Origin of the sequence: Acidithiobacillus sp. 'AMD consortium' (assembly GCF_008926505.1) — a bacterium.
Lineage (GTDB): Bacteria > Pseudomonadota > Gammaproteobacteria > Acidithiobacillales > Acidithiobacillaceae > Acidithiobacillus > Acidithiobacillus ferridurans.
The window spans coordinates 661,743-687,565 of record NZ_CP044411.1 but is presented as its reverse complement, the minus strand read 5'-3'; the positions used below and the strand labels follow the sequence as shown (position 1 = coordinate 687,565).

Annotated in this window: 26 protein-coding genes; 2 read left to right on the top strand and 24 right to left on the bottom strand. The window is 52.2% G+C overall.

Features of this window, described 5'->3' with window-relative positions; all coding sequences use genetic code 11:
- Positions 1-757 precede the first annotated feature (757 nt).
- The 24 genes from F6A13_RS03640 to F6A13_RS03540 all read right to left on the bottom strand — a co-directional run bounded on the left by F6A13_RS03640 (position 758) and on the right by F6A13_RS03540 (position 24,176).
- Entirely contained in the window at positions 758-1,786 is a 1,029-nt protein-coding gene (locus tag F6A13_RS03640) for a hypothetical protein (protein ID WP_151528088.1), read from the bottom strand.
- Positions 1,783-2,178: a hypothetical protein gene (locus F6A13_RS03635; RefSeq protein ID WP_151528087.1), complete on the bottom strand. Its 396-nt coding sequence runs from the start codon at positions 2,176-2,178 to the stop codon at positions 1,783-1,785. Before F6A13_RS03635 ends, F6A13_RS03640 begins: the two co-directional genes overlap by 4 nt.
- Positions 2,179-2,196: 18 nt before the next feature.
- The gene (locus F6A13_RS03630; RefSeq protein ID WP_151528086.1) at positions 2,197-4,101 is read right to left on the bottom strand and encodes a type IV secretion system DNA-binding domain-containing protein; all 1,905 of its coding nucleotides are present in this window, start codon (positions 4,099-4,101) and stop codon (positions 2,197-2,199) included.
- Positions 4,102-4,612: 511 nt separating this feature from the next.
- A complete protein-coding gene (locus F6A13_RS03625) occupies positions 4,613-7,864 on the bottom strand; it encodes a hypothetical protein (protein WP_151528085.1) in 3,252 nt (1,083 codons plus the stop codon).
- A gap of 205 nt (positions 7,865-8,069) precedes the next feature.
- On the bottom strand, positions 8,070-8,303 hold the full coding sequence (locus tag F6A13_RS03620; protein ID WP_151528084.1) for a hypothetical protein: 234 nt from the start codon (positions 8,301-8,303) through the stop codon (positions 8,070-8,072).
- Between the two features lie 117 nt (positions 8,304-8,420).
- The gene (locus tag F6A13_RS03615) at positions 8,421-8,645 is read right to left on the bottom strand and encodes a hypothetical protein (RefSeq protein ID WP_151528083.1); all 225 of its coding nucleotides are present in this window, start codon (positions 8,643-8,645) and stop codon (positions 8,421-8,423) included.
- Entirely contained in the window at positions 8,629-8,889 is a 261-nt protein-coding gene (locus tag F6A13_RS03610; protein ID WP_151528082.1) for a hypothetical protein, read from the bottom strand. The genes F6A13_RS03615 and F6A13_RS03610 overlap by 17 nt, the downstream gene beginning before the upstream one ends.
- Positions 8,890-9,047: 158 nt before the next feature.
- Positions 9,048-9,224, bottom strand: a complete 177-nt coding sequence (locus F6A13_RS15320; RefSeq protein WP_192796484.1) for a hypothetical protein — start codon at positions 9,222-9,224, stop codon at positions 9,048-9,050.
- 74 nt (positions 9,225-9,298) lie between these two features.
- Positions 9,299-10,285: a DNA topoisomerase gene (locus F6A13_RS15755; RefSeq protein WP_264158137.1), complete on the bottom strand. Its 987-nt coding sequence runs from the start codon at positions 10,283-10,285 to the stop codon at positions 9,299-9,301.
- 47 nt (positions 10,286-10,332) lie between these two features.
- Positions 10,333-11,301 (bottom strand): type IA DNA topoisomerase, encoded by a 969-nt coding sequence (locus F6A13_RS15750; RefSeq protein WP_264158136.1) that lies wholly within the window; start codon positions 11,299-11,301, stop codon positions 10,333-10,335.
- A complete protein-coding gene (locus tag F6A13_RS03600; protein ID WP_151528081.1) occupies positions 11,298-11,549 on the bottom strand; it encodes a hypothetical protein in 252 nt (83 codons plus the stop codon). Before F6A13_RS03600 ends, F6A13_RS15750 begins: the two co-directional genes overlap by 4 nt.
- A gap of 36 nt (positions 11,550-11,585) precedes the next feature.
- Positions 11,586-11,750 carry a hypothetical protein gene (locus F6A13_RS15315; RefSeq protein ID WP_192796483.1) on the bottom strand — a complete coding sequence of 55 codons (165 nt, stop codon included), beginning with the start codon at positions 11,748-11,750 and terminating at the stop codon, positions 11,586-11,588.
- Positions 11,751-12,002: 252 nt separating this feature from the next.
- Positions 12,003-12,299, bottom strand: coding sequence for a hypothetical protein (locus tag F6A13_RS03595; RefSeq protein ID WP_151528080.1), 297 nt, complete (start codon positions 12,297-12,299; stop codon positions 12,003-12,005).
- A 62-nt stretch (positions 12,300-12,361) separates the two neighbouring features.
- Positions 12,362-13,588, bottom strand: a complete 1,227-nt coding sequence (locus F6A13_RS03590) for an OmpP1/FadL family transporter (RefSeq protein ID WP_151528079.1) — start codon at positions 13,586-13,588, stop codon at positions 12,362-12,364.
- Positions 13,589-13,643: 55 nt separating this feature from the next.
- Positions 13,644-13,844: a hypothetical protein gene (locus F6A13_RS03585; protein WP_151528078.1), complete on the bottom strand. Its 201-nt coding sequence runs from the start codon at positions 13,842-13,844 to the stop codon at positions 13,644-13,646.
- A gap of 27 nt (positions 13,845-13,871) precedes the next feature.
- Complete coding sequence (locus F6A13_RS03580) at positions 13,872-14,120, bottom strand: hypothetical protein (protein WP_151528077.1); 249 nt, start codon at positions 14,118-14,120, stop codon at positions 13,872-13,874.
- A 34-nt stretch (positions 14,121-14,154) separates the two neighbouring features.
- Positions 14,155-15,162 (bottom strand): hypothetical protein, encoded by a 1,008-nt coding sequence (locus F6A13_RS03575; protein ID WP_151528076.1) that lies wholly within the window; start codon positions 15,160-15,162, stop codon positions 14,155-14,157.
- 2 nt (positions 15,163-15,164) lie between these two features.
- A complete protein-coding gene (locus F6A13_RS03570) occupies positions 15,165-16,526 on the bottom strand; it encodes a hypothetical protein (RefSeq protein ID WP_151528075.1) in 1,362 nt (453 codons plus the stop codon).
- Positions 16,527-16,755: 229 nt separating this feature from the next.
- Positions 16,756-17,115, bottom strand: a complete 360-nt coding sequence (locus F6A13_RS03565; protein ID WP_151528074.1) for a hypothetical protein — start codon at positions 17,113-17,115, stop codon at positions 16,756-16,758.
- Positions 17,116-17,237: 122 nt separating this feature from the next.
- Positions 17,238-21,752 carry a MobF family relaxase gene (mobF, locus tag F6A13_RS03560; protein WP_151528073.1) on the bottom strand — a complete coding sequence of 1,505 codons (4,515 nt, stop codon included), beginning with the start codon at positions 21,750-21,752 and terminating at the stop codon, positions 17,238-17,240.
- Positions 21,745-22,059 carry a helix-turn-helix domain-containing protein gene (locus tag F6A13_RS03555; protein ID WP_151528072.1) on the bottom strand — a complete coding sequence of 105 codons (315 nt, stop codon included), beginning with the start codon at positions 22,057-22,059 and terminating at the stop codon, positions 21,745-21,747. The genes mobF and F6A13_RS03555 overlap by 8 nt, the downstream gene beginning before the upstream one ends.
- A gap of 888 nt (positions 22,060-22,947) precedes the next feature.
- A complete protein-coding gene (locus F6A13_RS03550) occupies positions 22,948-23,205 on the bottom strand; it encodes a hypothetical protein (RefSeq protein ID WP_151528071.1) in 258 nt (85 codons plus the stop codon).
- Positions 23,192-23,410, bottom strand: coding sequence for a hypothetical protein (locus tag F6A13_RS03545; protein ID WP_151528070.1), 219 nt, complete (start codon positions 23,408-23,410; stop codon positions 23,192-23,194). The genes F6A13_RS03550 and F6A13_RS03545 overlap by 14 nt, the downstream gene beginning before the upstream one ends.
- 34 nt (positions 23,411-23,444) lie before the next feature.
- Positions 23,445-24,176: a hypothetical protein gene (locus tag F6A13_RS03540; RefSeq protein ID WP_151528069.1), complete on the bottom strand. Its 732-nt coding sequence runs from the start codon at positions 24,174-24,176 to the stop codon at positions 23,445-23,447.
- 652 nt (positions 24,177-24,828) lie between these two features.
- Between F6A13_RS03540 and F6A13_RS03535 the strand changes: the two genes are divergently transcribed.
- Both F6A13_RS03535 and F6A13_RS03530 read left to right on the top strand, forming a co-directional pair.
- Complete coding sequence (locus F6A13_RS03535) at positions 24,829-25,137, top strand: type II toxin-antitoxin system MqsR family toxin (protein ID WP_151528068.1); 309 nt, start codon at positions 24,829-24,831, stop codon at positions 25,135-25,137.
- Between the two features lie 2 nt (positions 25,138-25,139).
- Positions 25,140-25,568 (top strand): type II toxin-antitoxin system MqsA family antitoxin, encoded by a 429-nt coding sequence (locus F6A13_RS03530; RefSeq protein ID WP_151528067.1) that lies wholly within the window; start codon positions 25,140-25,142, stop codon positions 25,566-25,568.
- The last annotated feature ends 255 nt before the right edge of the window (positions 25,569-25,823 follow it).

Below are 25,823 nucleotides of genomic sequence, written 5' to 3'. Positions count from 1 at the left end.
AGCTACTGCCAGGAATACCCGGCGCAGTGGATCCCGCCACAGTATGGGCAACAGAACGCAAATGCCCCGACGCGTCGGGCTTGGGTCCACGCCTGCATGCGGGGTTTGGGGTTCCGTAATGGGTGATTTGCTGCCGAAGAACAGCGAGTTAGTGACGGGCGATTTGCTTGAAAATCGCTCGACGCTGCCGCAATCAATCCACATCATTTGCACGGCCGGCCACGTTCACGCTTCTGGACTGTGGAGGCGGGGGTTACGGCCACATGTGGTACTTCAATCCCCTCCGCCTCTTGAGCCTGGATCCACTCGGCCACCCTTGCCGGACGATAACGCAGTGGTGACCGCTTTCCATCACCACCTCCAAGCATGACCCTGGGAGGCAACAGATCCGGTCTGAATGCCGCGCGGTTGCGCACGGTGCCCTCACTCAACCCTAATACTTCAGCCAACTCTGCAGCCCCAATTAGTTTCTCCATTTTCGGTCCTTATATAAGGTGGTTACATGACTCTTCCGATATGGGCGAAGCGGAAACCAAAAATTGAAAAAACCCCGCATTTCTGACGGGGTATGGGGTGTTCTCGGGGCTGCGGATCAATACACTGAGAGGAAAAGGTATCCCAGAAACAGAATACCCGCTCCCACAACCAACCAATTAAAGGCAACCATCACTGGCCTGCTGTGGCGTTCATGTAGTTGATACAGTTTGGATAAGTGGTGTCGTACTGTTGCCATGATGAATCTCCTTGCTGGTGGTGTTTACTCACTGGCTTCGGCGGTTGCGCTGCTCTCGGACCCGCTATTAATGTCGTTGGAAAGCCTTTGCAGGATATGACGTTGCTGGCTGACATCTTTGTTGACGCTGTTTTCCAGCCCTATCATTACCGTCCGGCCTGACAAATGGCCATCCATGCCGTACCACTTAACTCCGTTTTCACTGATTGACCAGCCGCCTTGCGTTTCACCTGTGTATGAGGAATCGCCGATTTGATACTGCACGTTTTGGCTTTCCGTCGTGTTTATCGTCATTCCTGACGCTAATCCAGATTCAACGCTTTTCACTGCCTGGCGTGCGGCGGCACGGAAATCCAGTGAACTCATATGGAGATAAGAGTAGGCAACCTCTTCCTCAGCAATCTGCGGGTCAGCAAGGGCTCCTTTTGGCAGTTTGGAGTACAGTTCTGACAAAATCAGATTGGCAAACCTGGTCACCACCGCCTGATATTCAGCCCATTGTTGCCCCTCGTGGTCCTGTCCTGAGAGAATATTGTACGGCCATCCATATACTGGTTGCGCGGTGTGCAGGATAAATTCACCAGCACGCAACTTCTCGCCGGCATGCAGTTTATCTCCCCTTTCATACGACAATAGCAGCATTCCAACATATGGGTTGTGCCCCTTTGTGTACGCTAGTTTCAGCGCTTTTATTGTGGTCACGTGACGCGTCAGAGTCCCCTTCGCCGGTTTGCCGGGATCCACAACACGGTCCACGAACGTTTTCTGGATCGCGCTGATTCCGTTGTCACGTGACGGGACAATTGTCACCCTGCCCGCTGGAGGCATAGCGGCATCCAACTTACGCAAGGCGTCCAACATGAGGCCAGACGCCGGCATATCGACCTTCACCTGGGCCGCCGTGCCCACTTTTATATCAAGGCCCTTCTGGACTGTAGACTCCTGGGCAGTGGCAACGCTGTTGGCCGCTTTTGTTGAGCTTGTCACGTGACTGCAGCCTGCCACTGTGACGGCGAGGATGGCTAACCCTGCTGCCTTGCGGATCGTGCTCATGATTTACCTCCTTTAGCGTTGGTTGAGTCTTTGCTGGGTGGACTTGCGCTCGGTGGAAGCCCGGACAACTGCCCTGCTGCGTTGCCCACAGCCTTCTCCCCCGCGTTCGACTGGCGTTGGCTGATCCTCATGTTCTTTCTGAGCTCGGCCGCCAGTGCGCATAGCCTTCCTGCGCGGGCCTGGTCAGCCGTCTGCTCAATGCTGGCCTGGCTATTACCCGGCCCCAATGAAGAAGAGAATTGCGCGTCGAACCTGGCAGACGTGCACCTCTGCTGCGCCATGGCTACCCCTTGCAAATGGCTGACTTGTTCATCGTGCTGGACATAAAGATAAACCGCCACCGCCCCAATCATGATCCCAATAAGGACCGTTCCCTTTCCTAACTGCATCATTTTAACTCTCCTTTATGTTTACCACCAAAGATTGTTGGCCCGCGGTTTTTTTGATTCCTCTGATGGTGTGACAATTGAATCGTTACTGGCCTCTGCAAGTGGGGCAATAACTGCGGTCTCTGGCGAAGATTCCGGCCCTTTCTCCGCTGGTTTTTCCTCCTGATTAACGGGTGTTTTATGGGTGCCATGTATCACGTCCTCTGTCTTATCTATGAAATCTGGGTGGATTATAGTGCGTTTTTTAAGGGGTATGACGATTTTCGCAATCGGGTAATCACCGGCTACTTTCATGTATCCAGTCATGTCCGGCATGGCTAATATCTGTGACGGCGTTACCAGATAGCGTTCATGACGCGCGCGCGCGGTATTCTGGCCGTGACTTTCGTTTTCAGAGAGCGACAAATTAGCGGTTTCCGTTACTTCGTCGATCTCTTCCTGGCCCAGAATATCCGCAAGTCGCTTTGCTGACTCAGCGTCTTCAACGCGCATGATTACCTTTGTTTGGAGGTTTGATACCATGACTTTCGCGGCGTCTTTCCCGTAGGTTTCGTCTGCTTGTGCTAAATTCTGGAGACCAACAACGGTGCATATTCCGTATTTTCGGCCCTGGGTTGTGGCTATCTCTAATGAACGCAATCGCGGTAAAGAGGCTAGTTCGTCCAGAAAGAATGCCGTCTTTATTTCCTGCACCGGGCGCGCACCCATAGCGCCCAACAAAGCCGCTTCCAGCCAAACGGCTGACCATGGCCGAATCACACTGGCATTTTCAGCATTTGAGGTTATAAATATCCACCCTGGCGTCTGCTTTTTCGTAAAATTTCGCACTGAAAACTGTCCAGGCTGGTCAAATAATTCCAACAATGCCACCGAATCGCTCGAACCAAGTGTTAATCGGATCGACTCTGAGCCCTTTGGGTTGTCTGAATTCATGGTTGCAGATGAGGGCACCTTGTGCTTTGCCAACAATGAGCAAAGAGCGTCTAGGGGTAGCCTGATGCGCTCTGAAACACTCGCCAATGTTGATTGGCTGCCGTTTTCCTTGTGTTCTATGAATAGAAGGTCGCGCATTAACTGCCGCGCCGCGTCATCCCACATGGCGCCTTCGCCACTGCTCGGACGGTAGGGAATAAAAAACCTTCCAAAGGTCAAAAAATCATGCGGCTTCTGGATTTCCAGGAACGGATTCCAGGGTGCGCAGCGGGAGTCCAGTGGGTTTAAAATGAAGTCTGTTTTGGGATTATAGAAATACTCGCAGAACTCGCCTGTCGGATCATAACAAACAGTGGTAAGGTTCTGTTCTCTTGCCGCTTCCATAAGGTACATTTGGCCCTGACTTTTACCTGTTCCCATGGCTCCGACGAACAGGAAATTACGCATAAGTAGACGCTTTGGTATAGGCACATCGCCAACCTGAAAATTAGACGCACCGCCACGGTCTGCTCTGGTCAGTAATGCCAATTCTTCCTGTGATTTAAGGTGTTGCCCGCGCAAGAATTCGTCTGCACCTGTAGCTTTCCCTTTTTTGATCATTTGATAAACGATCACACCCAGCAAAAGTACAATCGCAAGGGAAGTCATGCCCGCAACAATGAAGATATGGTGCAAGGCCTCCTGCAATCTCGGATCCGCCCACTTCGCCACTTTCATAGCGGAATCCACCCCGTTTTTGCCAGCAATATGCCACCAAACGGGATGGGTTGGATGGTAGGTCGTCACCCAGAAATTAGATATAGCCCAAAGCCAAACGTCCTCAAGCGCCTTTCCGTCCACCAAATAACTGAGGCCAAATATCAGAACAATCCAGGCCGCAACCAGCACAAACAAAATGCGGGCTAAATTCGTCATGATCATATGCAAATCGTGCCATAACGCATTCCCTCCGCGAGAAAAAATATCGCTTGGCTTGTTTTTTTTGATGGCCATCTTGAGTGCCCCTTTGGGCGGCACTGCCGCCCGTGTTGTTAAGCGACCCGCGAGGGATTAATGCAGAGGCGCCTCAACCGTCTTTACGTCGCAAACTGGCGCTTTTTCCCCTGCCTTCAGGGTGCAGTAATAAACCGTTTTTTGGCCTACAGTCGTTCCGTTTGGGACGCCCAGGTGGTGATCCAGTGCGGCTAGCACCGCGCCAGCGCGGCCAGCAACGCTGGGGGCCATCCGGATCTTCCCAGTTTGGGAACAGACGGGGGGGGCATGCGACATCCAGGGCAACTTGACCCGGGAGCACTTCATGGGTGAGTGCTGCAGGATCTGAAGGGATCCATGCAGGGGGATTACCGGGCTTGCGTTTGCTGCCATACCGGCAACGGGGATGAGACAGAGAATGGAAAGTGCTGTGGCAATAACAACGTTTTTCATGAGGCTTTCTCCTGTAACGGGTTGGTGGATTGCTTTGCTGCGGTGCTCTCACCCCTCTTCGGGGCGAGGCGAAATCAAATCACCAGGTATAGGACACCCCTCCCCCTGCCTGGATGGTCGATGATGAGTAGTAGGGGTTGCCCGCCAAACTCACCACCGCGTCGATTCGCCGGGTCAGATTCACCCGCGCCGCCAGCGACAGACCAACCCCGCCATTTGGGACATAACCCACGCCTGCGGCCATTGAAAACCGCCCCATGTGGTTTGCCGCTGCGGCCGCTGCGGCGTTTATGGATGCCGCTGAAACCGAGCCAAGCGCCGCTGTGTATTGATTTGATTGGCCTATCGCGTACCCCAACCCTTGGGAAAGCTGACCTACCGTCGCCGCGTCGTTCCACTGGGTGCCCGGGGAGACATTGGTGATCTGGCGGGTCAACCCGGTGGAGGCGTTGCCTACTGACACGCTGTTTGTGCGGTTCGCTACGGACCCCGCACCCAGGGCCACCGAGTTCTGGCCGTTGGCGGTTGCTTTATAGCCAACTGCCGCACTATCGGCTCCTGCGGCGTTTGCTCCGGCACCAATCGCGGTTCCGGGGTCGGCATTGGCTGACGCTCCCTGCCCTATGGCTATCGCGCCTGTGGTGTTTGGGTCCTGCCCGGTGCTCTTGGTGATGACCGCACCTTGACCTATCGCCACGGCACCCTTATAGGCGCCCGTGTTTCCGCCGCCAGTGGCGACCGCGCCCTTACCGGCTGCCTGGTTTTGCAGGATCGTGCCGTTCAGGGTACCGACCGCATTTTTGAGGGTCTGGATGTACCCCCCTTGGGTCTGGATACTCGTCACATCCTGCTGTTGCTGGGTCTGGACGGTTTGCAGGCCTGTCGCGACGGTCTGGGCGGTGCTTTGGGCAACCCGTATGGCATGTTGATCTGTAACCTGCTGGGTTTGAACTGTTTTCAGGCCTGTGGTAGCGCTTTGTGCGAGGGTTTGGGCACTGGCCGCTGCTGTTGTGGCGCTGGCGGCCGCCTTGCCCGTGCCCGCAATCGCCGCAATATCCTTAGATTGTTGGGTTTGGATGCCACCAATAGCGGTACTGTTGGTGTTGCCTATGGCTTGCGCCGCTGCGGCCGCGGACCCGGCGGCGTTGGCGGTGGACTGGGCGGTTTGGATGTTCCCAACATTCAATGCCTGCTGGGTTTGGACAGTCTGCAGGCCTGTCGTGGCTGACTGGATAGCCGTCCTGTCAGTCGACTGCTGGGCTGACACAGTAGCGACATTGCCGGCAATGTCCTGAGTGGCAGATAAGGCTTTTGAGGCTGCCCCTTGGGCGGTGGCCGCAGCTGTTGCGGCATTTGTAGCCGTGGTTTGGGCTGCCGTTGCGGAAGTTGCTGCCCCTTGTGCGGTGGTGGAAATGGCGGTGATTGCCTTGCCATTCGCCGCTTGCCCGGCCTGGAGACCTTGAATCGACTTCTGGTCGGTGGTCTGCCCAACCTGAAGGCTATGTGTCGCGGTGGCGGTGGCGCCCGCTGTAGCTTGGGCGGCCTGCGCGGTGGTAAGGGCCGAGTTGGCGGTGCTCTGCGCAGTCGATATCCCTGCGGCGTCGGTGGCTTGCTGACCAGCAATGGACTTGATCTGGGTTTGGTCAGCCGCCTGCCCCTTGCTCAGGGACTGTATCCCTGCGGCATTTGAGCTGGACAATACCTGTGCGGATTGAGCGTCACTCAGGGCTGACGATGCCGTGGCTTTATCCGTCGTTTGCTGGGCCTGCAAGGAAGTAATGTTGCTTGCATTGGTGGCTATATTGGCCCGATCTGTCCCCTGCCCGGTTTGGAGTTTGGTGATCGCCGTGCCATTGGCTGCGGTGCTGGATCCGGCTGTTCCAAGCTGGGATTGAATGGAGTTGATCGCCTTCTGGTCGGAAGACTGACCGGTTTGGAGGGCTGTTATGTTGGACGTATCAGCGCTCTGCTGTGCCTGAACGCCTTGCAGGCCTGTGGCGGTGGATTGGGCAATAGTATTCGCGTTCGTGGCCGCGGCCTGCGCTGCTGCCGCCGTATTTTGGGCTGTGGCGATTCCCTTCACGTTCGTTGATTGCTGCGCCTGAATGGTGGAAATATTCGCTACGTCTGCGCCCTGCTGGGTCTGCAGTTTGCCGATTGACGCAGTGTTTGCCTGTGACGCCGCACCGGTGCTGGCCTGTAATGCAGTGATCGCTGAAACATCCTTGCCTTGCTGTGTGGTAAGTGACGCGGTATTGGCTGCATTTGAGGAAATACCCGCCTGATCAGTTTTTTGCTGTGCCTGAACTCCAGTAATTGCAGTGCTGGCGGCATTGGCAGTTCCCTGAGCTGCTGTTGCAGTGGTTTCGGCCTTGGCTGCTGCGGTGTTGGCTGCGGCGATGTTGCCCTTGTCGGTGGATTGTTGATTTTGCAGAGCGGTGATCGCCGTGCTGTTGCTGGTGGTGGCGGTTTCGGCGGAATTCGCGGTGGTCAACGCATTATTTGCGGCGGTTTTTGCGGCCGTGGCGTTTGTGTTGGCCGTGGCCGCCTCGCTGCTGGCGGTTTTTGCCGCTGCCGTCGCATTGGTGGCGCTTGTCGCGGCATTCGTCGCGGCGGTTTGGGCATTGCTGGCGTCCGCTGCGGCGGTATTCACGCCGGCCTCAGCAGAATTCGCGGTCTGCTGGACCCGGTACAGCTGCGAGCCGTTCACTGCGTCGGTGCTGCTGCTACTGACCGTCCCTGGGGACACATTGATGATAGTACGCGTAGCAGGGTCTGCGGCCGTACCACTACCCCCAGAACCAATTGAAACCTGATCTGAGCCGGTCACCCGTGAGCCAGACCCAAGGGCCACTGCCCCCTGTTCAGCCGTGCCTGCCACTGCGGTGGACGCCCCATTCCCAAGTGCCACGTCGTTGGTTCCGGCGGCCGTGGCACCCGTGCCAAGGGCAGTGCCGCCACCTGCGGTCGTCGCTCCGGAGCCTATGGCCGTGCCACCGGCTGCAGCATTCGATCCCGCGCCGGTCGCAGTCCCTTCATACCCCGCTGCGGAGCCAGCACCAACCGCCGTCGCCCCACCTACCCCAGCGTTATTCGTCCCCGCTGGGTCAGCTGCTGAGTTATAGCCAATCGCCGTGTTTCCCTGCACCGCCCCGCCGGTGCCGGTCGTCGATGCGGCCATCGCACCCTGACCAGACGCAAGATCCTGACCGCCTTGGGTGGTTACACCATTCGTGGCACCTGTGCCTGTGCTGCCTGATAGCGCAAATGCGGGGACAGGGGAAAAGCTCAATGAAGCCAGCACCGCCGTGATCAAAATTCGTTTTTGCATGGTGATTCTCCTGCTGAATGGTTAGTAATGTGTTTCGGCTGGAAGGTGTTGACGTGCCAGCCTTTCGGATCGCGGGAGATAGCCATGATTTTTCAACCCTCCACGTTTGAATGTGGGCAGTTTTACCAGTGGGGTAGGCAATTCCATGACAACTTGGCGTTTCTTGCTTTGGCTGGACATGTCCGGCTCCTTATTTGGTTGTGGATTACGCTGCTTTTCGCTTGGCAGCGGCCTCTTCGGCTTCTTTTTCGGCCTGGATCTGTTCCGGGCTTTTCCAGTTCGGGTCCAGTACCTCGGTAAGGTCAGTCGGGGTGAACTCGACGCGGTTAATTACTTGCTTCAATTGCGCCAGGCGTGCGGCCTGGTTGATTCCGGTTCGGCGAATTTCAGCTGCAACTAGGTTAGCGGCCAGTTGAGCTTCAAAGTTGTTTTTGTTCATGGTGGTGCTCCTTATGAAAAGGTGGTTAGGTGTCCGGTAATCCTCTTCGGGGAGGAACGAAACAAAAAAATGGCATGGGGTTAGCCATGCCGAACGTTCGTGCCATATGGGGGAAGATCAGAAAAGTAGTGGCTCCATGACGGATGACAGCAGCAGGAGCGCAGGCAAACGGGAAGGGCTCCGGCAATATCGCCGGGCCAGCCACCGGCTGGATTCACTTAACCGGTCATCGGCATCCAGCAAATAGTGAAGTGGTCCAAGCTCCCGGATCGCCCGCAAAATCTCGGCCTGCAGATCGTCAACGGTGGTCACTGCCAGTGTGGAATCAGGTAAGCAGATCATGCCCAATTTCCTCGTGACGCACGGTTTCAAAGGCATTGACGGGCTTCGCTGGCGTCTCATTGGCAACTTCAGCCTGGGCAACTTCCAGTGCTTTGATCACCTTCTGCTCTTCGCCACTGACCAGCAAGGGGGCGTATTTGAGGACCAGCTTGGATAGCACGGTCATTTGACGCTCAAGATCCTTAGCCGCCTTTATTTTTTCGTCCAGTGCTGCACGTTGCTTTATCAATTTATCCATACGCATGTTCGATCTCCTTTAGTGATTAAATGCCAGAAAATAGAGGTAGATAATGGCAATGAGGCCAAGCAGTAGGGCTGGATCACCGGCGCACTCAGTCCATATCTGGGTCAGTACCAGCCACCATTCAGGTGGCTCATGGCTGTGTGGTTCGTTAGATGTTTTCATGAATGAAAAAACCAGAAGGTCAGCGATCCAGCGGCGGTCAAGACCGCTGTGTATCCCCATGGGTTAGCCACGATTGCGCTTATGGTGTCGCATGCCAAAACCACGGCAATGCTAAGAACGCTTTCTTTCAGCCCGATTTGGTCCAGTCTTTGTTCAATGTCGAGGCTCTTCATGATGGTGGTCTCCAGTGATTAGCGGATACGGGTACTTATCCCTCTTCATCACTGGGCGAAACGAAATGCGAAAATTATTGTTTCTTCCATTTTTCCCCAAGGGCGGCCTCGTCCTCTTTTGAGGGCCACCAGGCGCTTGAGCATTTCTGGCAACGGTAGTAAGGCTTACCGGTTTTGGTGGAAAACTGTCCAGTGGGTTTTTTGCACTTCGAACAGTTCGGGCCGGCGCCTTGAGGTTCGGCTTTCTGGCGGTCGATGAAGGGCTGCCCGGGCTTCCCCTCATCGTCCTGTAACAGGCCATGGCCATCTTTGATTGAGCATGCCCAGAAAAATGATCCGGGTTTGTTCCGGCTTTCCAGGCGTTTCACCTGACCCATGCACCCATCGACCGGGCAAGGTTCTGTCGCCGGTACCGCGCCGGCGGGCATGCCGACCAGACCAAGCTGTAACGAATCCCAGACCTTTTGCATGGTCACCCGGGGGTTGGCTTGGCCTTGGGTGATGGAGTCCAGGCTATCCTCGATCTCGCGCGTCCAGTCCAGATCTGAGAAGGCAAAGTGCCCTGCCAGGGCAGAGATTACGGCTTCACCCAAAGTGGTAGGATACAAGGGCGGCTTGCCGCCCTTCTTTTCCATGTAGGCACGGGCAAACAGCACTTTGATAATGGATGCGTAGGTGCTGGGGCGGCCTACCCCGTGGTCTTCCAAGGCTTTTATCAGGGTTGCTTCGGTATACCTGGCCGGGGCCTTGGTGGTTTTCGCCAAGACTTCGCCGCGTTCTGGTTTTACTGTGGATCCGGTCGTCAGGACGGGCACGGGGTTTGCCGCTTCATGTTCCGTTTCCTCTTCCTCGCTCTCCTGATACAGTTTTTTCCAGCCCGGATCCGTCATGACTGAGCCGGTCGCCTTGAAGATTGCTGGGCGGCCCTGGAACTCGCCACCATTCAATGTGCAGGATGTTTGCTGGTAAATGGCGTCGGGCATTTGGCTTGCCAGTGCCCTTTTCAAAATCAGTTGGTAGAGCGCCTTCTGGGTGTCGTCCTGCCCGGCATCATTCTCCATGGGATCGGTGGGCCGAATCGCCTCGTGGGCCTCCTGGCTGCCCTCCTTCACCTTCCACTTACGGGGGTTTCAACAGTGGGAAGGCCAGAGGATTGCAGCGTATTACGCAGTAACGCTTCACCTTCGGCGCTCAGATTCGGGCTGTCAGTTCTGTGGTACGTGATGGCTCCCTGCTCAAAGAGTGCTTGGGCGGCTTTCATAATGGCCTCTGTGCCGATTTTCAGTGACCGTGATCCATCTTGCTGCAGGGTTGACGTAGTAAACGGTGCCGGTGGACCTTTCTTGGTGGGCTTGCTCTCGGCCTGGGTGACACTCAACGTCATGATGCCGGATAGTGCATTCGCCAGCGTGTCGGCAAAGCCTTTGTCCTGGAAATACTCGCCGTCTTTAAGCCCATCTATCCATGCTGCACGCCATCCGCCGGGAAAGTGGGCCATGATTTGGAAGAAGGCTGTGGGCTTGAATGCGCGGATCGCCTGCTCCCGTTCCACAATAATGCGCAACGCGGGTGTCTGGACCCGCCCGGCTGACGCCTTTGATCCCACAACATTACTTAGTGGACCACTGACCTCCCAGCCAACCATTCTATCCAATCCCCGGCGCACTTCCTGGGCCGCCACTAATTTCATGTCCAGGGTGCGGGGATTGGCAACGGCCTTGGCTACCGCACTTTCAGTGACCTCTTGGTACGTCACTCTTTTGGCTTCACTGGGCTTGATACCCAGCACTTGGCAAAGATGCCAGGCAATCGCTTCCCCCTCTCTGTCCGGGTCGGTGGCAAGATATACGGCCTCGGCCTTACTGGCGGCTGATTTTAGCCCTGCTACTATCTCTTTATGCTTATCATCAGTCAGGCAGTAGTTCATCTTAAAGTCTGGTGGGCGTACATACGAAAATTCACCGGACTTTTCCAGGTCTCTCACATGTCCAATGGACGCTTTTACCTGCCAGTCTTCGCCAAGGAAATGCTGAATATGCTTGGCCTTCGTGGGTGATTCTACGATTAGAAGTTTCATTGGTCGTCCTCGCTCCAGGTGCGCAATAAATCTTGATGAATGACTACTCCCGTCTCGGTTATTTCGACGGTGCGATCAAATTCTGCCATTTGCTCCAACACGTCCTCCACGCGTTCGCGCGTGGCGATACCGCTGTTAAATTTCTCAAGAGCACGGTCAACAGATATGTCTCCCAGACGAACACATTGAGCGACAAAAATAACGATATCTTCTTCCCAATGATTTAGTTCAGGAATGTAATGACCCATGGCACTCTCCTTTAAGTGGTTTGAATATCCGCAGGCTTAATGGCGGTGCTCTTTGGCTGGTGCCTGTTTTATAACCTCTTTGAGGACCTGTTCGGCGACTATTCTGGATGACTCGTTCAGGACCAGTTGCCCGGATTCGACCGCCGCGCGGATTTGTTTGCGAATTTCTTCATACGCCAGCAACTCACTATGGGTAAACATATCAGTATTTCTCCGTTTTTGTTGTGGCGGAATTAATTGGGTAAAGATGGTTTATGCCGCTAGTGCAAACAAAAGTGTTTGGGGTGCAGTAACAAGAAAGGGCATTATTTTCCTTGAAACGAACGACCGCATTTGTATGATCAATCGCTTGAATTCGTGGAATCAATGAACACCCCTGCAAAGAAAAGCAGATGAGTAATAATAGCCAGAGGCGGAAAACACTCATCTGCATGTTATATCTCCTTATGTGCTTTACTTCTCCAATGCGGTCAGAGCGTTTTCAAACGCCTTGTTCGCCCATCTCTCAACAGCCGCAAATCGGGAGCTTGAACCGCGTCCTGCATGGTGGTTGTACTCAAACTCACCAAAATCGGAAATAACATTTTTACCGGTGATCATGTAGTAATTGGTTCCGGTTTTGATCAAAACGACCCTCCGGAAAATCTTACGGTAAAATCCATAGTCACCCTGATTGGTGTCGACGATGAGGAGTTTTCCGAACGGCGTTTCCTGCTGTCTGGCTGGATGGATAGACACGTTTGTTTTCATGTTGGTTCTCCTGGGTTGAGTGCTTTACCTCTCAACCCACTTCCGGGAGGAACGAAACGAAATCAGAAATGCCGGGTTAGTGATATGCCTACCTGCATATTGCTGGTGGTGACCCCCGCGGATGGCCCGAAGAATTTTGATTGGGAGGGACCGGTGGTGGGTAACTGGTATGCTCCACCCACGGTTGCCCTCCAATGAGACAACTTAAAGGAGATCCCCAGCGAGGCGGTGTTTCCCCCAAATTGAAAGGAATCGATCGCGTCTGTTGCTTGCGTAGCGGGGTTGGTACTATGCCGAAATCCACCCATTATCGTGATCGGAATGCTTGGCAAGTAAGGATCAGGAAGCCACTTGAGAACGGTTTCTGTCCAGGGGGACGGGGAACCAATGGTGGGGGTGGCGGTGCTCCAGCGCACTCCTAGAGCATACGAATCACTGTTTTGGTAATTCATGCGGGGAACAGTTAGCAGCCAGAACTGGGACCAATTGGTGCGGGTAAAATCCGCCTCTAAATGAAGCGATTTTTTCACCTGGTACCCAATGCCAGCCTGCCAGTTGCCAGGAATGTTAATCTGGTTAGGCATGTAGAACCCCATAAATAATGAGCTACGCGACAATTTTACGTTCGCCCCAGTTTTATAGTCGGCACCAAATTGCCAGGTTCCAATAACATATTGGAGGCCAAAGGTTCCCCCGATCCCATGCCCGGCCCCCCACGCGGACTGCATGCCAACTGTCGGGCCGGGCAAAGGGCTGGAAAATGCCGAGCCTAGAGTTTGGTAATAATCCAGCCCAATTCCAGCACTGAGATTATGGAAAATCTGGTAGCTTATGGTTGGGCTAAAATCCACGACAGATGCGTTACCAGCCAGATTCATGGGAGGGAATGTGAAGTTTGGCCCATACAGTGGTTGTGGGGGCACATGGATAATACTCGGCCATTTGGCATTGATTACATCTGGCATGGTCACTGAGAAGCCAACGGACCATGGAGACTGATGGAAATGGTGGGTTATAAAGCCGTCGGCCAAAACTGAGGCGTTACCACCGCCCCCAGACGCATATTTAAACTGCGGGTTCACATTGAAAGCGTCGGCCGAAAATGTTGAGCCATGTAGGAACCCTATGGCCGCAGGGTTTACCGCGTAACCTGACATACCCGGGGCGGCTGTCACCGCTCCGGCCTGGGCCATGGCTGAGACAGAAATGGGTGCCTGGATCGTGCCCGCACTGGCGAGGATGGGGAGCCCTGTGAGGGCGATAATTACGGCGATTTTAACGGTGTTCATGGGTTGTTCTCCTTTGGTGATTGGCCCGCTTTTAAAGCGGACCTTGAACTGCCTATTAATTGCTGAAGTTATTCCACGACCCGCCATTCAGGTCCTGGATGCTGTTCCGGTATAATTCCATACGGGTCGCAGCTCGCATTTGTTGCAGCTTTGCCGTCACGTGCTGCGCGGTGTACCAACTTGGGGAGGTAGGAGTGCACCCGACCAGTGCACCGGTAGTGCAGACCATTAACAGCAGCATTACTTTCTTTTTCATCGTCTTGGTACTCCTTATGAGTGGCTATTAATATCCGGCTTGGTCCACTGCTGCTTGGTCATCGTACTGTGCCTGCTGGGCAATGTTCCGCTGTTTTTCCAACAATTTATGGTCCTCCGCCGCCTGGGCACGAATCATATCCCTGCCCATTTCTTCACTTTTTGTCCAGTGCTGTGGGGTGGAAGTCGCACACCCCGCCAACCCCGCACTCATTGCCAAAACAACCAACATGGATACAGATTTCTTGCTCATATCACTCTCCTGTTTATGTGTCATATAATCCTCTTCCTCGCGAAACGAAATGGTTTTCTTAGCGTATGGCCACCTCTTTTGCTGACCGGGAATTAGAGAACCGGGAGGAAGATATGGAGTGAGCAATGGACCCGCTGACCTCGATATTCAGGCTTCTTCCCCATACTGTTGAGGGGTCCAATATGGTCATGCCACCTCTAACTGCAGTTCGGTTTTGGCCGTCAAATCGGACACCTGCACAGGTCCAATGGAAATCATGAGTTGCGTCTATGGCAACCACGCAATTGTCGCCTGCAAATCTCTGATTGCCAGATTGCTTTCGAAACATGGGGCTTAATGTTGCCATGGCACGCTGGAAAGCTTGCATATTTCCAGCCTCGAATAAGGCGCTCGCTGCCTGGGTTGCGGTGAATTTCGTCTGGCCGGTTTTGGATAGCAACGTTTCAGCATTTGCCAGTATTCTGGACTCGACCAAATAGCACACGGAGGCCATTTGTGGAGTTGTGACACGTATTCCCAGGGGGCCGCTCAAAATAGCCCGGCCAGACCGTGTTTTTAGTACCATATTGCTGGGGACTGCTACGGTTTGACCATAACTATCTGCATCCTTGCTATGTGGATCCTGTTTTCCCGCGCGCTGACATATACCGCCATTTTCGTTTGTCGTCGCATAACCTAACGTCCTCGCGCCAAAGAACAATTGATTGTCCATACTTCCCAATGTTGACAACATTAACAGCCTGTCCAGTTGATAGCCCGTGCCAGGAAAGCACCACGGGGTTATTGACCCCACTAAAGGAGTGGAGGAAAATACCTTGCATTTTTTAACCAGTGCGGTCACCCGCTTTGATTCAAGGCGGGCATGGCCTTCCTCTACCTCAATCAATCCGGGCAACAAAACAGTGGTTGCCGCTTGTGAATATTTAGCGGCATTTGATTGTTCCTGCCTTTGCTCCTGACGATGCTCTTGACCACTCTCAGCGCTATATTTATGCATTGCCCAAGCGGGGATTGGAGCGGCCAACGCCGCCACAATAATGCAGAAGATTGCTTTTTTAATGTGCATGGTTATCCTCCGGTGCTTGGATTCGAGGTCGGCGGGTAATATCCGCCATTCGGCACGAGTTCCATTAACCATTTGCCGGGTTTTAATGGTTGGGTGTACATGGTTTCAACCTGTTTATTCAACACGTATCGCGCTACTGCAGCCGGTCCGCTCGCGTGCGCCCGCAAAATCATGCGCTGTGCCAGGCGCGGGGATACGCCATACACCATGACCTTGCCAACAGGTCCACTTACCTTTCCAAATGTGGGGCTTGCGCCTAAAAATTGGTCCATTCCATATGAGCGATGGCGGCGATATGGCTTTATCGTATAGCAGGCATAAACCACTGAAGGATGATTTGATTCCACCATATTTTGTACTTGGCTCATGTCTTCACTATTCATCCAGGGCAATTTAACCGTGCCATTCTGACCCCATGCGGCGATTTGTTTGCACACGTATTTAGATTGGGTCGCCTGATAAGAACATTGGGAAGAAGTAAAGCGGTTATAAGTGCCCACCGGCGGCAAATAATGCGCGGGGGTTCGCATGATGTAGCTTGGAATGGGTGCCCACCGCGCGGTCATTATATTGCTGACTTCTTTTAGAAAATCGCCCAAAGAGGTCCACGGTGTCCCAAACGGAATGTTGGCGGCGACGTTGTTTTGCTGCTCCCCTGCGATGTTGTTTGCTGCTGCATGCAAACGCAAAAAGGTATTGTAATTCGTGAATATGCCTATCATGTCTGGATTCATCCAGTACACACGAAATAATCCAGAATCCATGCGAGGCATGCCGGGTGATATTCCTGCTGGTTGTCCAACGATTGCAGAGCCATTTTGGTGGACCAACTCAGTGACAATTGCAGGCTTCATTTGCATACCAGCTTGCTCAGCGATAATGATGTCCGGTGCATGGAAGACTCCTTGGAACCCACCAAAAAATAACAACTCCTCTGCTGGGCTTAGTGGATTAGTCATACTCAGACTGGCGATTTCAGGGATCCAAATAGCGTCATTTCTCTGCTCCGTCACATTGCCATCTGCTCCGCCATAGAGAAACGGATCGCCTCCATAAATAAAGGGTTCCAATGCCTGCAGGGTGGAAAACCGGGCGCAATCATATTGCGGGGTTGGCCTTGGCATGTCCGGGGAGTAAAGCGCATGTTTCAGGTAGTCCCTTACGATTGGTCCGGGGGCCAGGCGTCCTGAACTCATTAACCACCCCTCCCCGCTGGCAAATGTAGTAGAGCCAATGCCGGTACCGCTATTTTGAGAGCCTTTGAACATGCCGCCGATATTGCCGGCAACAGCTTGACTGGCAAAGGTCACAAGTGCGCATGCAAGGGCTATTGTCAGAATGTTTTTACGCTTCAACTTACTCATGGTTGCCTCCTAAAAAAATGTGAGGAATTAATGTGTCTGACCCAGAAGCATGAATACCGCGAAACCAACGCCAGCCAGGACCAGGTATTTAAGCAACTTTCGAAGCAAGATGGTGGCGGCCACCCCGCAAACCAGTGTGGTTATTGCTTCTGTTGGGTTATGGAGTAATGAGGTAATGATGAGGTCTCCGAACATTTCGTTAGCTCCTTTTGTGGGCCCGTATGCAATATCAGAGGAAGGGAAGGTGAATTGGAGGGGAGTTAAAAAACTTCTGCCCCTGGTGGTTGGCTTGCGGCCGAGGGATAAGCTTCTGCTGCAGTGGCTCTACTGGCCCCATGAAAGGAACTTGCGGCGTGCCTACAGATCCGCCGCTCATGGGGTTGCTGGGGATGAAGCGCCCAACAATCGGCCCATGAAGCTGTGGGGGTGCCATTGGCACATCGAGGGGTGGACCCGACCGGGGAATAAAAACACGGCCGACCTGTGGGCCGTTGATGGTGTAGGCATGGGCAAGTTGCACTGCCTGTGCAGCCATGCACATGGCCATGATCAGGATTGGGGCAGGCAGGGTTAAACGTTTCGTTTTCATGAAAAATCCTCCGAAGAGTGTGGTGCTCAACACTCTTCTGGGGGAAACGAAATCGAAAAATCTGGGGGGTCTAGATGGATCAGAATATGGGACAGAAGCGTCTCATATTCGGATACGGGGGGTTACCGCCCGGCGTCTGCGCCTTTGGATGAGCCGCTGGAGGATCCTTTGGATCCGCCGTCATTCGGTCTGGACTGCGGAGGGGTGGTGGATGACTTTGACTTATCGGCGGCGGACTTTGCTCCAGCGCCTTGCCCCTGGGGGGTTGGTCGTAAGTTTGTTTTCCGGGATTCTCCTTTATCAATCAGCCGCTTTAGGACTTCCGTGGCTGTGCCGTTCTTCAATCCCTTATCTGAAGAAGAAACAGAGTTATTATCTGGCAACTTGATATTGGTAACGGGCTCCACGGTTGCCACCTTAACCTGCGGTTCAACCTTAAACCGAGAATTAGTATCATGTGCAGTGGTTTTTGAGGATGCTACTGTAATTTGTTTAATGGTTCGCTCAGAATCATTATGGTATATCCGCGCTTCTTCGCGTTCTCTGGTTATATTCACATACATTTCCCGCTGTCCATGCCTACCAGCATCGACGTTATGGTGGATAAAAACGCGGTGGACCGTTTGACCTTGAGAAGCGTGGGAGGTCATGGCGTATCTATGGTCTATGTGCTTGTATTTATCGGTGTCCACGACTACCTCACGGCCATTCTGTAATTTTACTGTCATCATGTTTTTGTCTATTTTAGTGATTTCCCCGCCATACCCGTTTTTTAGTCCGGATTCCTTATCGTTCTTAGTAAAGAACACCTTATCACCCACGGCGTACTCTTTAACCGTCTCTTTATATGCCTCGAAGCCCTTTATTTTTGATAGATTAATCTCAAGCTTGCGGCCATCCTTTGTTTCTACCAACAGCGAATTAGCCATGCGCTGGCCTTTGCCAATCACCCTAACCTCTTCACCCTTCTGGATATCAAGCGACTTTATTTCTGCGGTGAATTTTAGAATGTCGCCCTTCTCATAACTGGACGCCTTTAACGATTCCTCCTTTGTCATGTCAGCAGATTGCAGCGTAGTAAATTTTTGACCATTCTGTAGAAGGCCCTGGGCTTTCAATTCGTCGCGGACGGCATCATTTATGGCAGCACGGTCTACGCGGGTGGCGCTTACGATTAGCGTCTTATCGCGTTCTTCCGGGGTCTGGCTAGCGTAATCTTTAGCTATCTCATTAACCAACGCTATGTTATCTTTTGTGTGGGCTTCGGACAACTCCGCTTTCATTTGATCGAGTAATGGACCGTCTTTTGGCTTATCCTTTCCCCACTTATCGCGCACTGCGTCAACGTTGAAGCTATTTGCAACACCTACCTTCTCAAGCAGGGTGGTTGCCAGCCCAAAAGCCTCGTTTACCTCTTTGCAGTTCATTATGCCAAGCATTAATGATACTGCGCTCTTCGCTTGATCTGAGGTTTGGCGTCGAATATCTGCCAAACTCGACATTGGCATGTATTTTTGTGCCGTTCCAAAGGCTGTCCCGGCGTCAACGCTTTGGTGTTGCAACTTATCACCCAGAAAGATGACTTTAGAGTCCTGTTGCTCATTTACATTAATCACTTGGTTAAATTGCTTTTGTCCGGCCAAACTTGCCTCATCCATTATTCTGAGGGTTTTCTGATGGCCTTCGCTATTTCCGGCGCTTTCTTTTTGGTTATCGAGTAAAAAACGGGCAGTGGTCGTTGACTGGATGCCGCTTTCCTCTTGCAACTTTTCAGCCTGGGCAGCACCTGTTGCAAAGCCTTCTACTTTCCAGCCAGCTGATTCGGCTGCAACGCGGACAAATTCCAGCAGGGTTGTTTTGCCTGTCCCCGCTAATCCCTGGACGCCAGAAAATTGATCGTTTTTGGTCAGTATCATTGATGCAGCGGTTTTTTGCTCTTCGGATAGGTTGAATCCCTTTTCTTTTTCAAATGTGGTGAGCGCCTTATCGAATTCCTCTTTAGTCATGACCGCCTGGTGTGAACTACGTCCATTCACTAAAGACTGTGCCATGGATTTTTCTTGGGCCATTGCTTCTTTTGTTGTGAAAACTTGGCCCAAGATGCCAACGTGTGCCGCCTGGTTCGGGTCCTGGGCTTTGCGATCAATGATGGTACCGTTTTTAATGGCTCGATCTATGCCTTTCTGCAACGCTGAAAATGACACATTTCCTTCTGAGTATCTGGCGACTTGCTTCCAGAGCTCTTTTTCTGTGAATCTAAATTCGTTCTCTGTTATGTGGGCAATGGCTTTCTGGACGGCGACGTCGGCTTGGGACAGTTTTTTTTCACCATTGATGGATATTGTGCTTACGTCGCTCGTCTTTGGTTGCTCGTTATTACGTGGTTCTGCCAGGAGTTTTGCTTTGGGATCATTGACAGGGGTTGGCGTGGACGCCGACGCTGTGCCAGGCTTGTTCGGGTTCAGCAGGACAGCAGCTTGTTGATGGGATGATGAATTGCTATCGTTATTTGATGTGCCCTGGGTGGCATTCCCACCATTTTTATCAGCTTTTATAGTGCTACGTTCATTTTCTGTTTGGGATTTGGTGGAAACATTACCGGCCGCTTTCTCTTTTATGTCCTTCAGGGCGGCGGCCTTGGCTTTCATGGTAGATATTGACGTGCGGGCCCGCACATATAATTCGGTAAATGTACCGACTTTTTTCCAGTCATGACCTCCATTTAATACCGCTCCGCTTGCTTTCTTTTCAGCCCATGCCACACCACGATGGTATAAAGCTTTATCGTGCGCACGGAACGCACCATGTTCCTTCTTAAAATAACCTTTTCTGGCTGAGGCGATCCCTTTGTGCATTTTTCCGGCAATGTTCTGGCGGGTTTTGCTTCCGACATGTCCAAATAATTCTGATTTCAGCGTGCCTCCGCTCTTGAAAACGCCCTTATTGGTTACATTGTAATCAGACTTTGTGAGTCCTAAATGTTTCCAGTTGGAAGATTGCATGCTGGTCTGTTTTCGGTACAGGTCATCCCTAAACGTTTTTCCATCTTTAGTTGTATAATAACGATTTCCTGTTGAATCATAATTGACAGCGACTGTTGGGTTTTTGCCTAACTCATTTAACTTTTCGTTGTTCGGTTTAAACCAGATTTTTTGATGTGTTTCCAGTGCGGCTTTGGCTAGTAAAACGTCTTTAGCGTCACGGCTCATGCCTTTCATTTCACCAAATATTTGCATGGTTGCATAGATTTTCCTTCCGGTTTCAAACTTGCCGGATTTTACTGTAGGTACTGCAAGTTGGTTCGGTGATTGTCCGATTCTGTTTGAGCCAAGGTTAAGCCTTGGAGCACCAGATGCACGGCCTTTCTGGGTCCACTCGGTGCCCTGATTATGGTGGATTTTATCGTCTTGGGCTCTGGCCTGTATTCCATTAGACCAACGCTGTTCCTGGCGGGGCGGTGGCGAAAATTCATTGATTCTTTGCCCTGCTCCGCGCCATTTTTGGTCTTCGGTGCGCTGGTTTTGATCTACGTGTTCATCTTGTTGTTGGTGTTTTTCTTCTCTGTTTTCGGCAATATTATCCTGGTGGCCTTGCTGGTTTTGGAATCGATGGTCCTGCGCTTCGCGATATTCCGCCACATTCTCTTTGGAGTATCCATCACGGGCGGCTGGTGCTATTCCATTTTCTTTTGCTTCGGTCTGCCAACCTGGGCGGTGGTCTTCTGCTCTTTCAGAATGACCGGTGGCCTTATCTTTGCGGGTTGCAAACACGGCTGTTTGCCTCGCCTCTGCGCTTGCTGTGGCCTTGGCCATGCCTTTTTCTTTTAGCGCGGCGTCAACCTGCTCGGATCGTTTTGAGAAAATATCCAGATTTTCTTTAGAATACCCGGCAATCTCAAATGATCCTTTCTGGTCCCACTCGACTTGATACCCAAGCTTTTCCAGACCGCGCGCAAGTTCATTTTTATACACTTGGTCAGCTGTTGCCCGCCATTGAAAGATGCCTTTGCTTTCCAAGCTTCGTGCTTTTCCATCAGCGCCATATGTGACATTCGCCACAAGTACATGCGTGTGTGTTTGTGGGTCGCCTTCTCTTGATGTTGCGTGCTGGAAACTGGCAAACGTTAAGTTTCCGGTTTTAACAATTTCTGTAATTGCCTTTCCGTTTTCATCCTTGGCTCCGGTTGACATTCTGGTCAATGCTGCTTTTTCTTCAAGGAAACCCATAGCGGTTTTAATTGCCGCTTCATGGGCGTCGCGGACATCGGTTTTTCCCCAGACCTCGGATTCAATTGACACAGACTTTGGGGATGAAAACGTCAAGTCAAAACCTGCTCGGTGTTCAATAACGCTATTGCCGTTTTCGTCTTTTACTGTGCGTCCCAATTGCTTTTCTTCAATAAGGCCATCCTTGCCTATCTGCTGAACCTTACCTTCAAGAATCTTCTGAATGGCTTCCTTGGTTACGGCTTTTCCTTCAAGGCCGGCCAGGTCCGCGCCTGCGCCTTGCCATGTGCTGGCAATCTGGTTTTGGTTTGTGTAATACGCACCCACCGCTTCCTGGCTTACGGAAGAATCAGTTGAGGTATAATAATTTGCAGCGCCGACTGGTGATGTTATTGCGCCAATATTAATCATGCTCAGTCTCCAAATTCACCTCTATCTCTTGGGCTATTTGTGCTGCGGCGCTCTGCGCGGCTATGCGGGCTTCATCTCCGGTTATGCCGTTCTGGCGGGCGGCGAGCCCTAAGATTCGTTCAAGGATAGCGACGGAAAAAGCAGTTGACCGGCGTTCCATTTTGGACAGAGTGGCGGGGTTTATGCCGGTCATTTCAGCGAGTACAAAAGCTCGGGCCATCGTTGTTGGCGTCGTCCCAACTTTCTGGGCAGTATCAGCCAGCGATTGATAGTCAGCGTCAGTGAGAGAGATGGTTATATGCCGCATTGGTATCGCTCCTGTGTGGGTAATATACTTCATGGAGAAGCGAAATGGAAATCTACGGTATCATTTTTGTGCGGTGAAAATAGGGGTTTTTATGGAGCGCCACTTGTGCCGCTTGTGTAATTCCATTCAAGTGGTTATGTAAGGATTTATGGGCTATCGCAAGCTATGTTTAGCGCGCAAGCGATTGTGGGTTATGCTGTTGTTGTTGCAGTTCTTTTCGAGCGAAGCGAGGGCCAGCGGCAGCTGCGTAGTCTGTATGCTTTTAGGGCGGCCTGCCGCCCGACCCCCAAAACCTCTTCTTTAACAACAACTGGTTCAGGAGTTTTGTGCAAATTCATGGACCGTGTCATTCGAAAGTGTGTTTGTGTTTTCCTGTTTTTGGGATGCGTGTGGAGCGGGGGTTAGCGGGATTCAGCTTTTTCGTTATTCGTGAGCGACGGCGAGCAGATTGGGTAAGTGCAATATTGTGAGCACTTAAATAGTGTGAATGCTTGCGCTAATCTCAACACTTGAATGGTGAAGACCGAGCCAGCATTATTCGGTTTCTGGGAAGCAATGCGCGGATTCGCGCCAATAGCAAAAACGGAACGAAAAAAATCGCCATAGTCATATTGGCACTCAGCCTTATCCACAAAATCCACGGTTTTTGCCCAGACAACAAAGCGGGGTCCAACCGGACCCCCGGCGACCGTCTGGGTTGTGGTCGGCAAGCTGGCGCGTGCGCTGGCTGGTCGTTACGTAGTAACGAGCCGTCCATAAGGCTGTGGAGCTTGTGGATAAGGCGGGGTATACCCACTTATAGCGGTTTGCTATACTCTTCAACATGCGGGTGATAGCCTTGAAAATACTGCGGACGTTTCGTCTTCAAGATCTTCGAAACTCATAATGTTATTCATGGCACTCTCCTTCTTCATCTTTCCCATTCTTTTTTAGTTCAGCAATCACCCTGTCGTCCAGACAATCGTAGGGCCATATCAAAGTTTCCATGTAGTCCATTTGCGCCACAAAGGGCGCACGCTCTTTCTTTTTCTTTTCAGCTCGGATTGTTGCCAGATGCCTCTTAAGTCTTTTCAGCATGGCAGCATGACTCTCACCCTCTATACTCTCAAAATCCGTTACTTTCTTCTGTTGCTTACTTCGTTTCATTTGAATACCCTCCTTTAGTCTTACAACTCATTAAAGCTGCTTTCATCGCCTCGTCGAACGGCACTTCAGACAGCTCAACCCACTCGACTGGTGTATCCCGTGCAGCCTCCTCAGCAATAATAATCCTTACCGATTCTGGCAGTAATTCTGACGGCATATAACATTCGGAAATGCCGTCATGGTGCTTAACATTGATCATTGACATTGTAATATCTCCTAAATTAGGTTGTATTTATGCATTAGAACAATTCTGTTTGGCCTGCACCCCCCTGCGCGGCTTCTTGGCGCGCTATGGCTGCTGTGCGCATGTGTTTGGCGATTTGTTGGCCCCGGCGCAGCGTCACGTGCAACGCTTTTGCAATGTCTTCTGGGGTTTTTTCTAGCTCTGATCGTTCGGCTTCGCTATGCCGATAATTGATTACTTCGAGTTCCCGCTCTTCGATTTCAGCCTGTACCGACTCGGCTGCGACGAGCCAATCTAAGACCGGGTTTTGCTCATCAGAAATGACTTCATGGTGAGAAAATCCATCAGCATCCCCGCAAACGTCTTCATCTAAATAGACAAAACTGCCTTTTCTTACCGGAGATTGCGTTTCCCTGCGGATTTGTGACCTTGCCGAGTTAAAGGTTTTATCTGCGAGGAATGCACACCCGGCGGCATACAATTCATCGCTTGTGGCACGCTCTAAACGCGCTAGTTGCGAGTTTATTATGGTTTCCGATTCTCGAATTGTGAGTGCATATGTTTGTGCAAGCCGGACCACTGGATCTTTTTGGCTACGAATCATGCCGCCCAAAATATCTTTATTGCACAATTCATTTTTTTCTTTCTGTTCGGCGTCTTTTATAAAAACCAAAGACACGGCTTCCTCGAAAGAAACACCATTTTTGCTGGCGATTTCGCGGATTTTTTGTTCGTTTTGCAGGTGTCCAGGGAGTGCAGCAAGAAGGTTTTTTTGCAGATTGTTCATGATATCGATTCCTTAATGATTGAAACGGAATCGGCTATTAGTTACATGAATTACCGCCATTTTTGTGTATTACGAGATCGCCGAAATTCACCGCAATAAACAAAATTTATGCGGCGAAAATGTTCGGAGCTTGGGCGTTTTTAGGCTGGGAAAATGCAATACTTAGAGAATTTGAGGGGATTTGCAGGGCGGCGATGGCGGTCAGCCAGCGCAAGGAGCGTGGCCTAGGGCGGTGAACAAAGCGGCACGCCGCGCCATGGAGCATGCCACGAACCAGTCTAACCAGGAATGAATCCAACCAGCCTGCCGCCTGCTGGATCAACCCAAGGCCAGCAACAAACATGACTGCCACGGCCAACAGGAGGCCCAGAGGAGCGCCCTGCTGGCCTGGATGCAGGATGAACACAGATAAGAGGACACCAGCACTCCCCGCCAGAACTGGCAGGAGCCGCCTCAATGATTGAGGCTGGCTAAAAATTGAGGTGTCCGCGTGCTTATCCATACCCCAAATTATAGGCGATATCCTCAGGGCGTCAAGCGATTATTCCTGATGTCATTCATCAAGATACAGTGACAAGCTAAGGTGCCTGTCACGTGACGCGTCACGTGACACATGTTGCCAGGATTACCCTTTAAGGGTATCATTCTTCCCATGGAAAAACGCAAACCCCACTACCGTCTCACTGAAATACAGGACAACGTACGAGAGGTTGGGATCGCGTCCTTTACCTTAGTGGCACGAAGGAACGGGTTAGCCATGGGGCTGACCACCGAAGAGATGGTGAATATCGTATGCGAACTCAGCCATGTGGGCTTTTACAAAAGCATGACCACGAACGAGGACCACAAGCTTTGGCAGGACGTGTATCACGCCACGCTTTCGACCGGGATGACGGCATACATCAAGGTAACAGGCTTTACTGACGGGCGTGCTCCCGTCATTCAGTTTAAGGAGAAGTGACCATGACACGGCAATGCATGAGTTGCGGGCATAACGGAATGGTACGCAACGAAGATTATCACGAAAAATTGAGTTTTGACGGTGAGTCAGTGACCCTGACGGGCCTCAAGGGCTGGTTTTGCCCCAATTGCGGGGAAGGCGAACTGGACCAGGAAAGTTGCAAGCGGTATGCCGTGGCGCACGACGACCTTATCCATCGCGCACGTTCCAAACAAAGGGAAGACATCCGTCGAATCCGCCGGAAGTTGCGGCTTACGCAGGCCGAGGCTGCCAAGATCACCGGCGGCGGTCGGAATGCCTTCTCCCGTTACGAGAGGGGTGAGGCGTCCCCCATGCCTGCAGTGATGAACCTCCTGCGACTGCTGGATAATCACCCAGAGTTATTGCGGGAACTAACGCCCGGGCAAAAGCATTCAGCGGTCGTGCCATGAACAATCTGATGAGTTATGAGTCGGATCCGGGGGCCTTTCTCCGCTGACTAAGAGCCGGTCATGTTGAAGACGCCCCGTGGCACATGTCGAAAACCCCGGCGCTAGTGCTGGCCCTTCCAGCGAGGTTCTTCAGCAGGTTAGGCCTGTCATCCCTCGCGGGATGACAGGGATTTATTCATTGAACCGCCGTGTACGGTCCCGTATGTACGGTGATGTGGGAGGGGTAAGATCGCGAGGTCTTCTCCCCTTTCCCGA

Excerpts from the sequence above, each read along its gene's own strand:
- F6A13_RS03640 (WP_151528088.1), bottom strand. The coding sequence starts at position 1,786 with ATGAGCACGATCCGCAAGGCAGCAGGGTTAGCCATCCTCGCCGTCACA.
- F6A13_RS03635 (WP_151528087.1), bottom strand. The coding sequence starts at position 2,178 with ATGATGCAGTTAGGAAAGGGAACGGTCCTTATTGGGATCATGATTGGG.
- F6A13_RS03630 (WP_151528086.1), bottom strand. The coding sequence starts at position 4,101 with ATGGCCATCAAAAAAAACAAGCCAAGCGATATTTTTTCTCGCGGAGGG.
- F6A13_RS03625 (WP_151528085.1), bottom strand. The coding sequence starts at position 7,864 with ATGCAAAAACGAATTTTGATCACGGCGGTGCTGGCTTCATTGAGCTTT.
- F6A13_RS03620 (WP_151528084.1), bottom strand. The coding sequence starts at position 8,303 with ATGAACAAAAACAACTTTGAAGCTCAACTGGCCGCTAACCTAGTTGCA.
- F6A13_RS03615 (WP_151528083.1), bottom strand. The coding sequence starts at position 8,645 with ATGATCTGCTTACCTGATTCCACACTGGCAGTGACCACCGTTGACGAT.
- F6A13_RS03610 (WP_151528082.1), bottom strand. The coding sequence starts at position 8,889 with ATGCGTATGGATAAATTGATAAAGCAACGTGCAGCACTGGACGAAAAA.
- F6A13_RS15320 (WP_192796484.1), bottom strand. The coding sequence starts at position 9,224 with ATGAAGAGCCTCGACATTGAACAAAGACTGGACCAAATCGGGCTGAAA.
- F6A13_RS15755 (WP_264158137.1), bottom strand. The coding sequence starts at position 10,285 with ATGGAGAATGATGCCGGGCAGGACGACACCCAGAAGGCGCTCTACCAA.
- F6A13_RS15750 (WP_264158136.1), bottom strand. The coding sequence starts at position 11,301 with ATGAAACTTCTAATCGTAGAATCACCCACGAAGGCCAAGCATATTCAG.
- F6A13_RS03600 (WP_151528081.1), bottom strand. The coding sequence starts at position 11,549 with ATGGGTCATTACATTCCTGAACTAAATCATTGGGAAGAAGATATCGTT.
- F6A13_RS15315 (WP_192796483.1), bottom strand. The coding sequence starts at position 11,750 with ATGTTTACCCATAGTGAGTTGCTGGCGTATGAAGAAATTCGCAAACAA.
- F6A13_RS03595 (WP_151528080.1), bottom strand. The coding sequence starts at position 12,299 with ATGAAAACAAACGTGTCTATCCATCCAGCCAGACAGCAGGAAACGCCG.
- F6A13_RS03590 (WP_151528079.1), bottom strand. The coding sequence starts at position 13,588 with ATGAACACCGTTAAAATCGCCGTAATTATCGCCCTCACAGGGCTCCCC.
- F6A13_RS03585 (WP_151528078.1), bottom strand. The coding sequence starts at position 13,844 with ATGAAAAAGAAAGTAATGCTGCTGTTAATGGTCTGCACTACCGGTGCA.
- F6A13_RS03580 (WP_151528077.1), bottom strand. The coding sequence starts at position 14,120 with ATGACACATAAACAGGAGAGTGATATGAGCAAGAAATCTGTATCCATG.
- F6A13_RS03575 (WP_151528076.1), bottom strand. The coding sequence starts at position 15,162 with ATGCACATTAAAAAAGCAATCTTCTGCATTATTGTGGCGGCGTTGGCC.
- F6A13_RS03570 (WP_151528075.1), bottom strand. The coding sequence starts at position 16,526 with ATGAGTAAGTTGAAGCGTAAAAACATTCTGACAATAGCCCTTGCATGC.
- F6A13_RS03565 (WP_151528074.1), bottom strand. The coding sequence starts at position 17,115 with ATGAAAACGAAACGTTTAACCCTGCCTGCCCCAATCCTGATCATGGCC.
- mobF (WP_151528073.1), bottom strand. The coding sequence starts at position 21,752 with ATGATTAATATTGGCGCAATAACATCACCAGTCGGCGCTGCAAATTAT.
- F6A13_RS03555 (WP_151528072.1), bottom strand. The coding sequence starts at position 22,059 with ATGCGGCATATAACCATCTCTCTCACTGACGCTGACTATCAATCGCTG.
- F6A13_RS03550 (WP_151528071.1), bottom strand. The coding sequence starts at position 23,205 with ATGAAACGAAGTAAGCAACAGAAGAAAGTAACGGATTTTGAGAGTATA.
- F6A13_RS03545 (WP_151528070.1), bottom strand. The coding sequence starts at position 23,410 with ATGTCAATGATCAATGTTAAGCACCATGACGGCATTTCCGAATGTTAT.
- F6A13_RS03540 (WP_151528069.1), bottom strand. The coding sequence starts at position 24,176 with ATGAACAATCTGCAAAAAAACCTTCTTGCTGCACTCCCTGGACACCTG.
- F6A13_RS03535 (WP_151528068.1), top strand. The coding sequence starts at position 24,829 with ATGGAAAAACGCAAACCCCACTACCGTCTCACTGAAATACAGGACAAC.
- F6A13_RS03530 (WP_151528067.1), top strand. The coding sequence starts at position 25,140 with ATGACACGGCAATGCATGAGTTGCGGGCATAACGGAATGGTACGCAAC.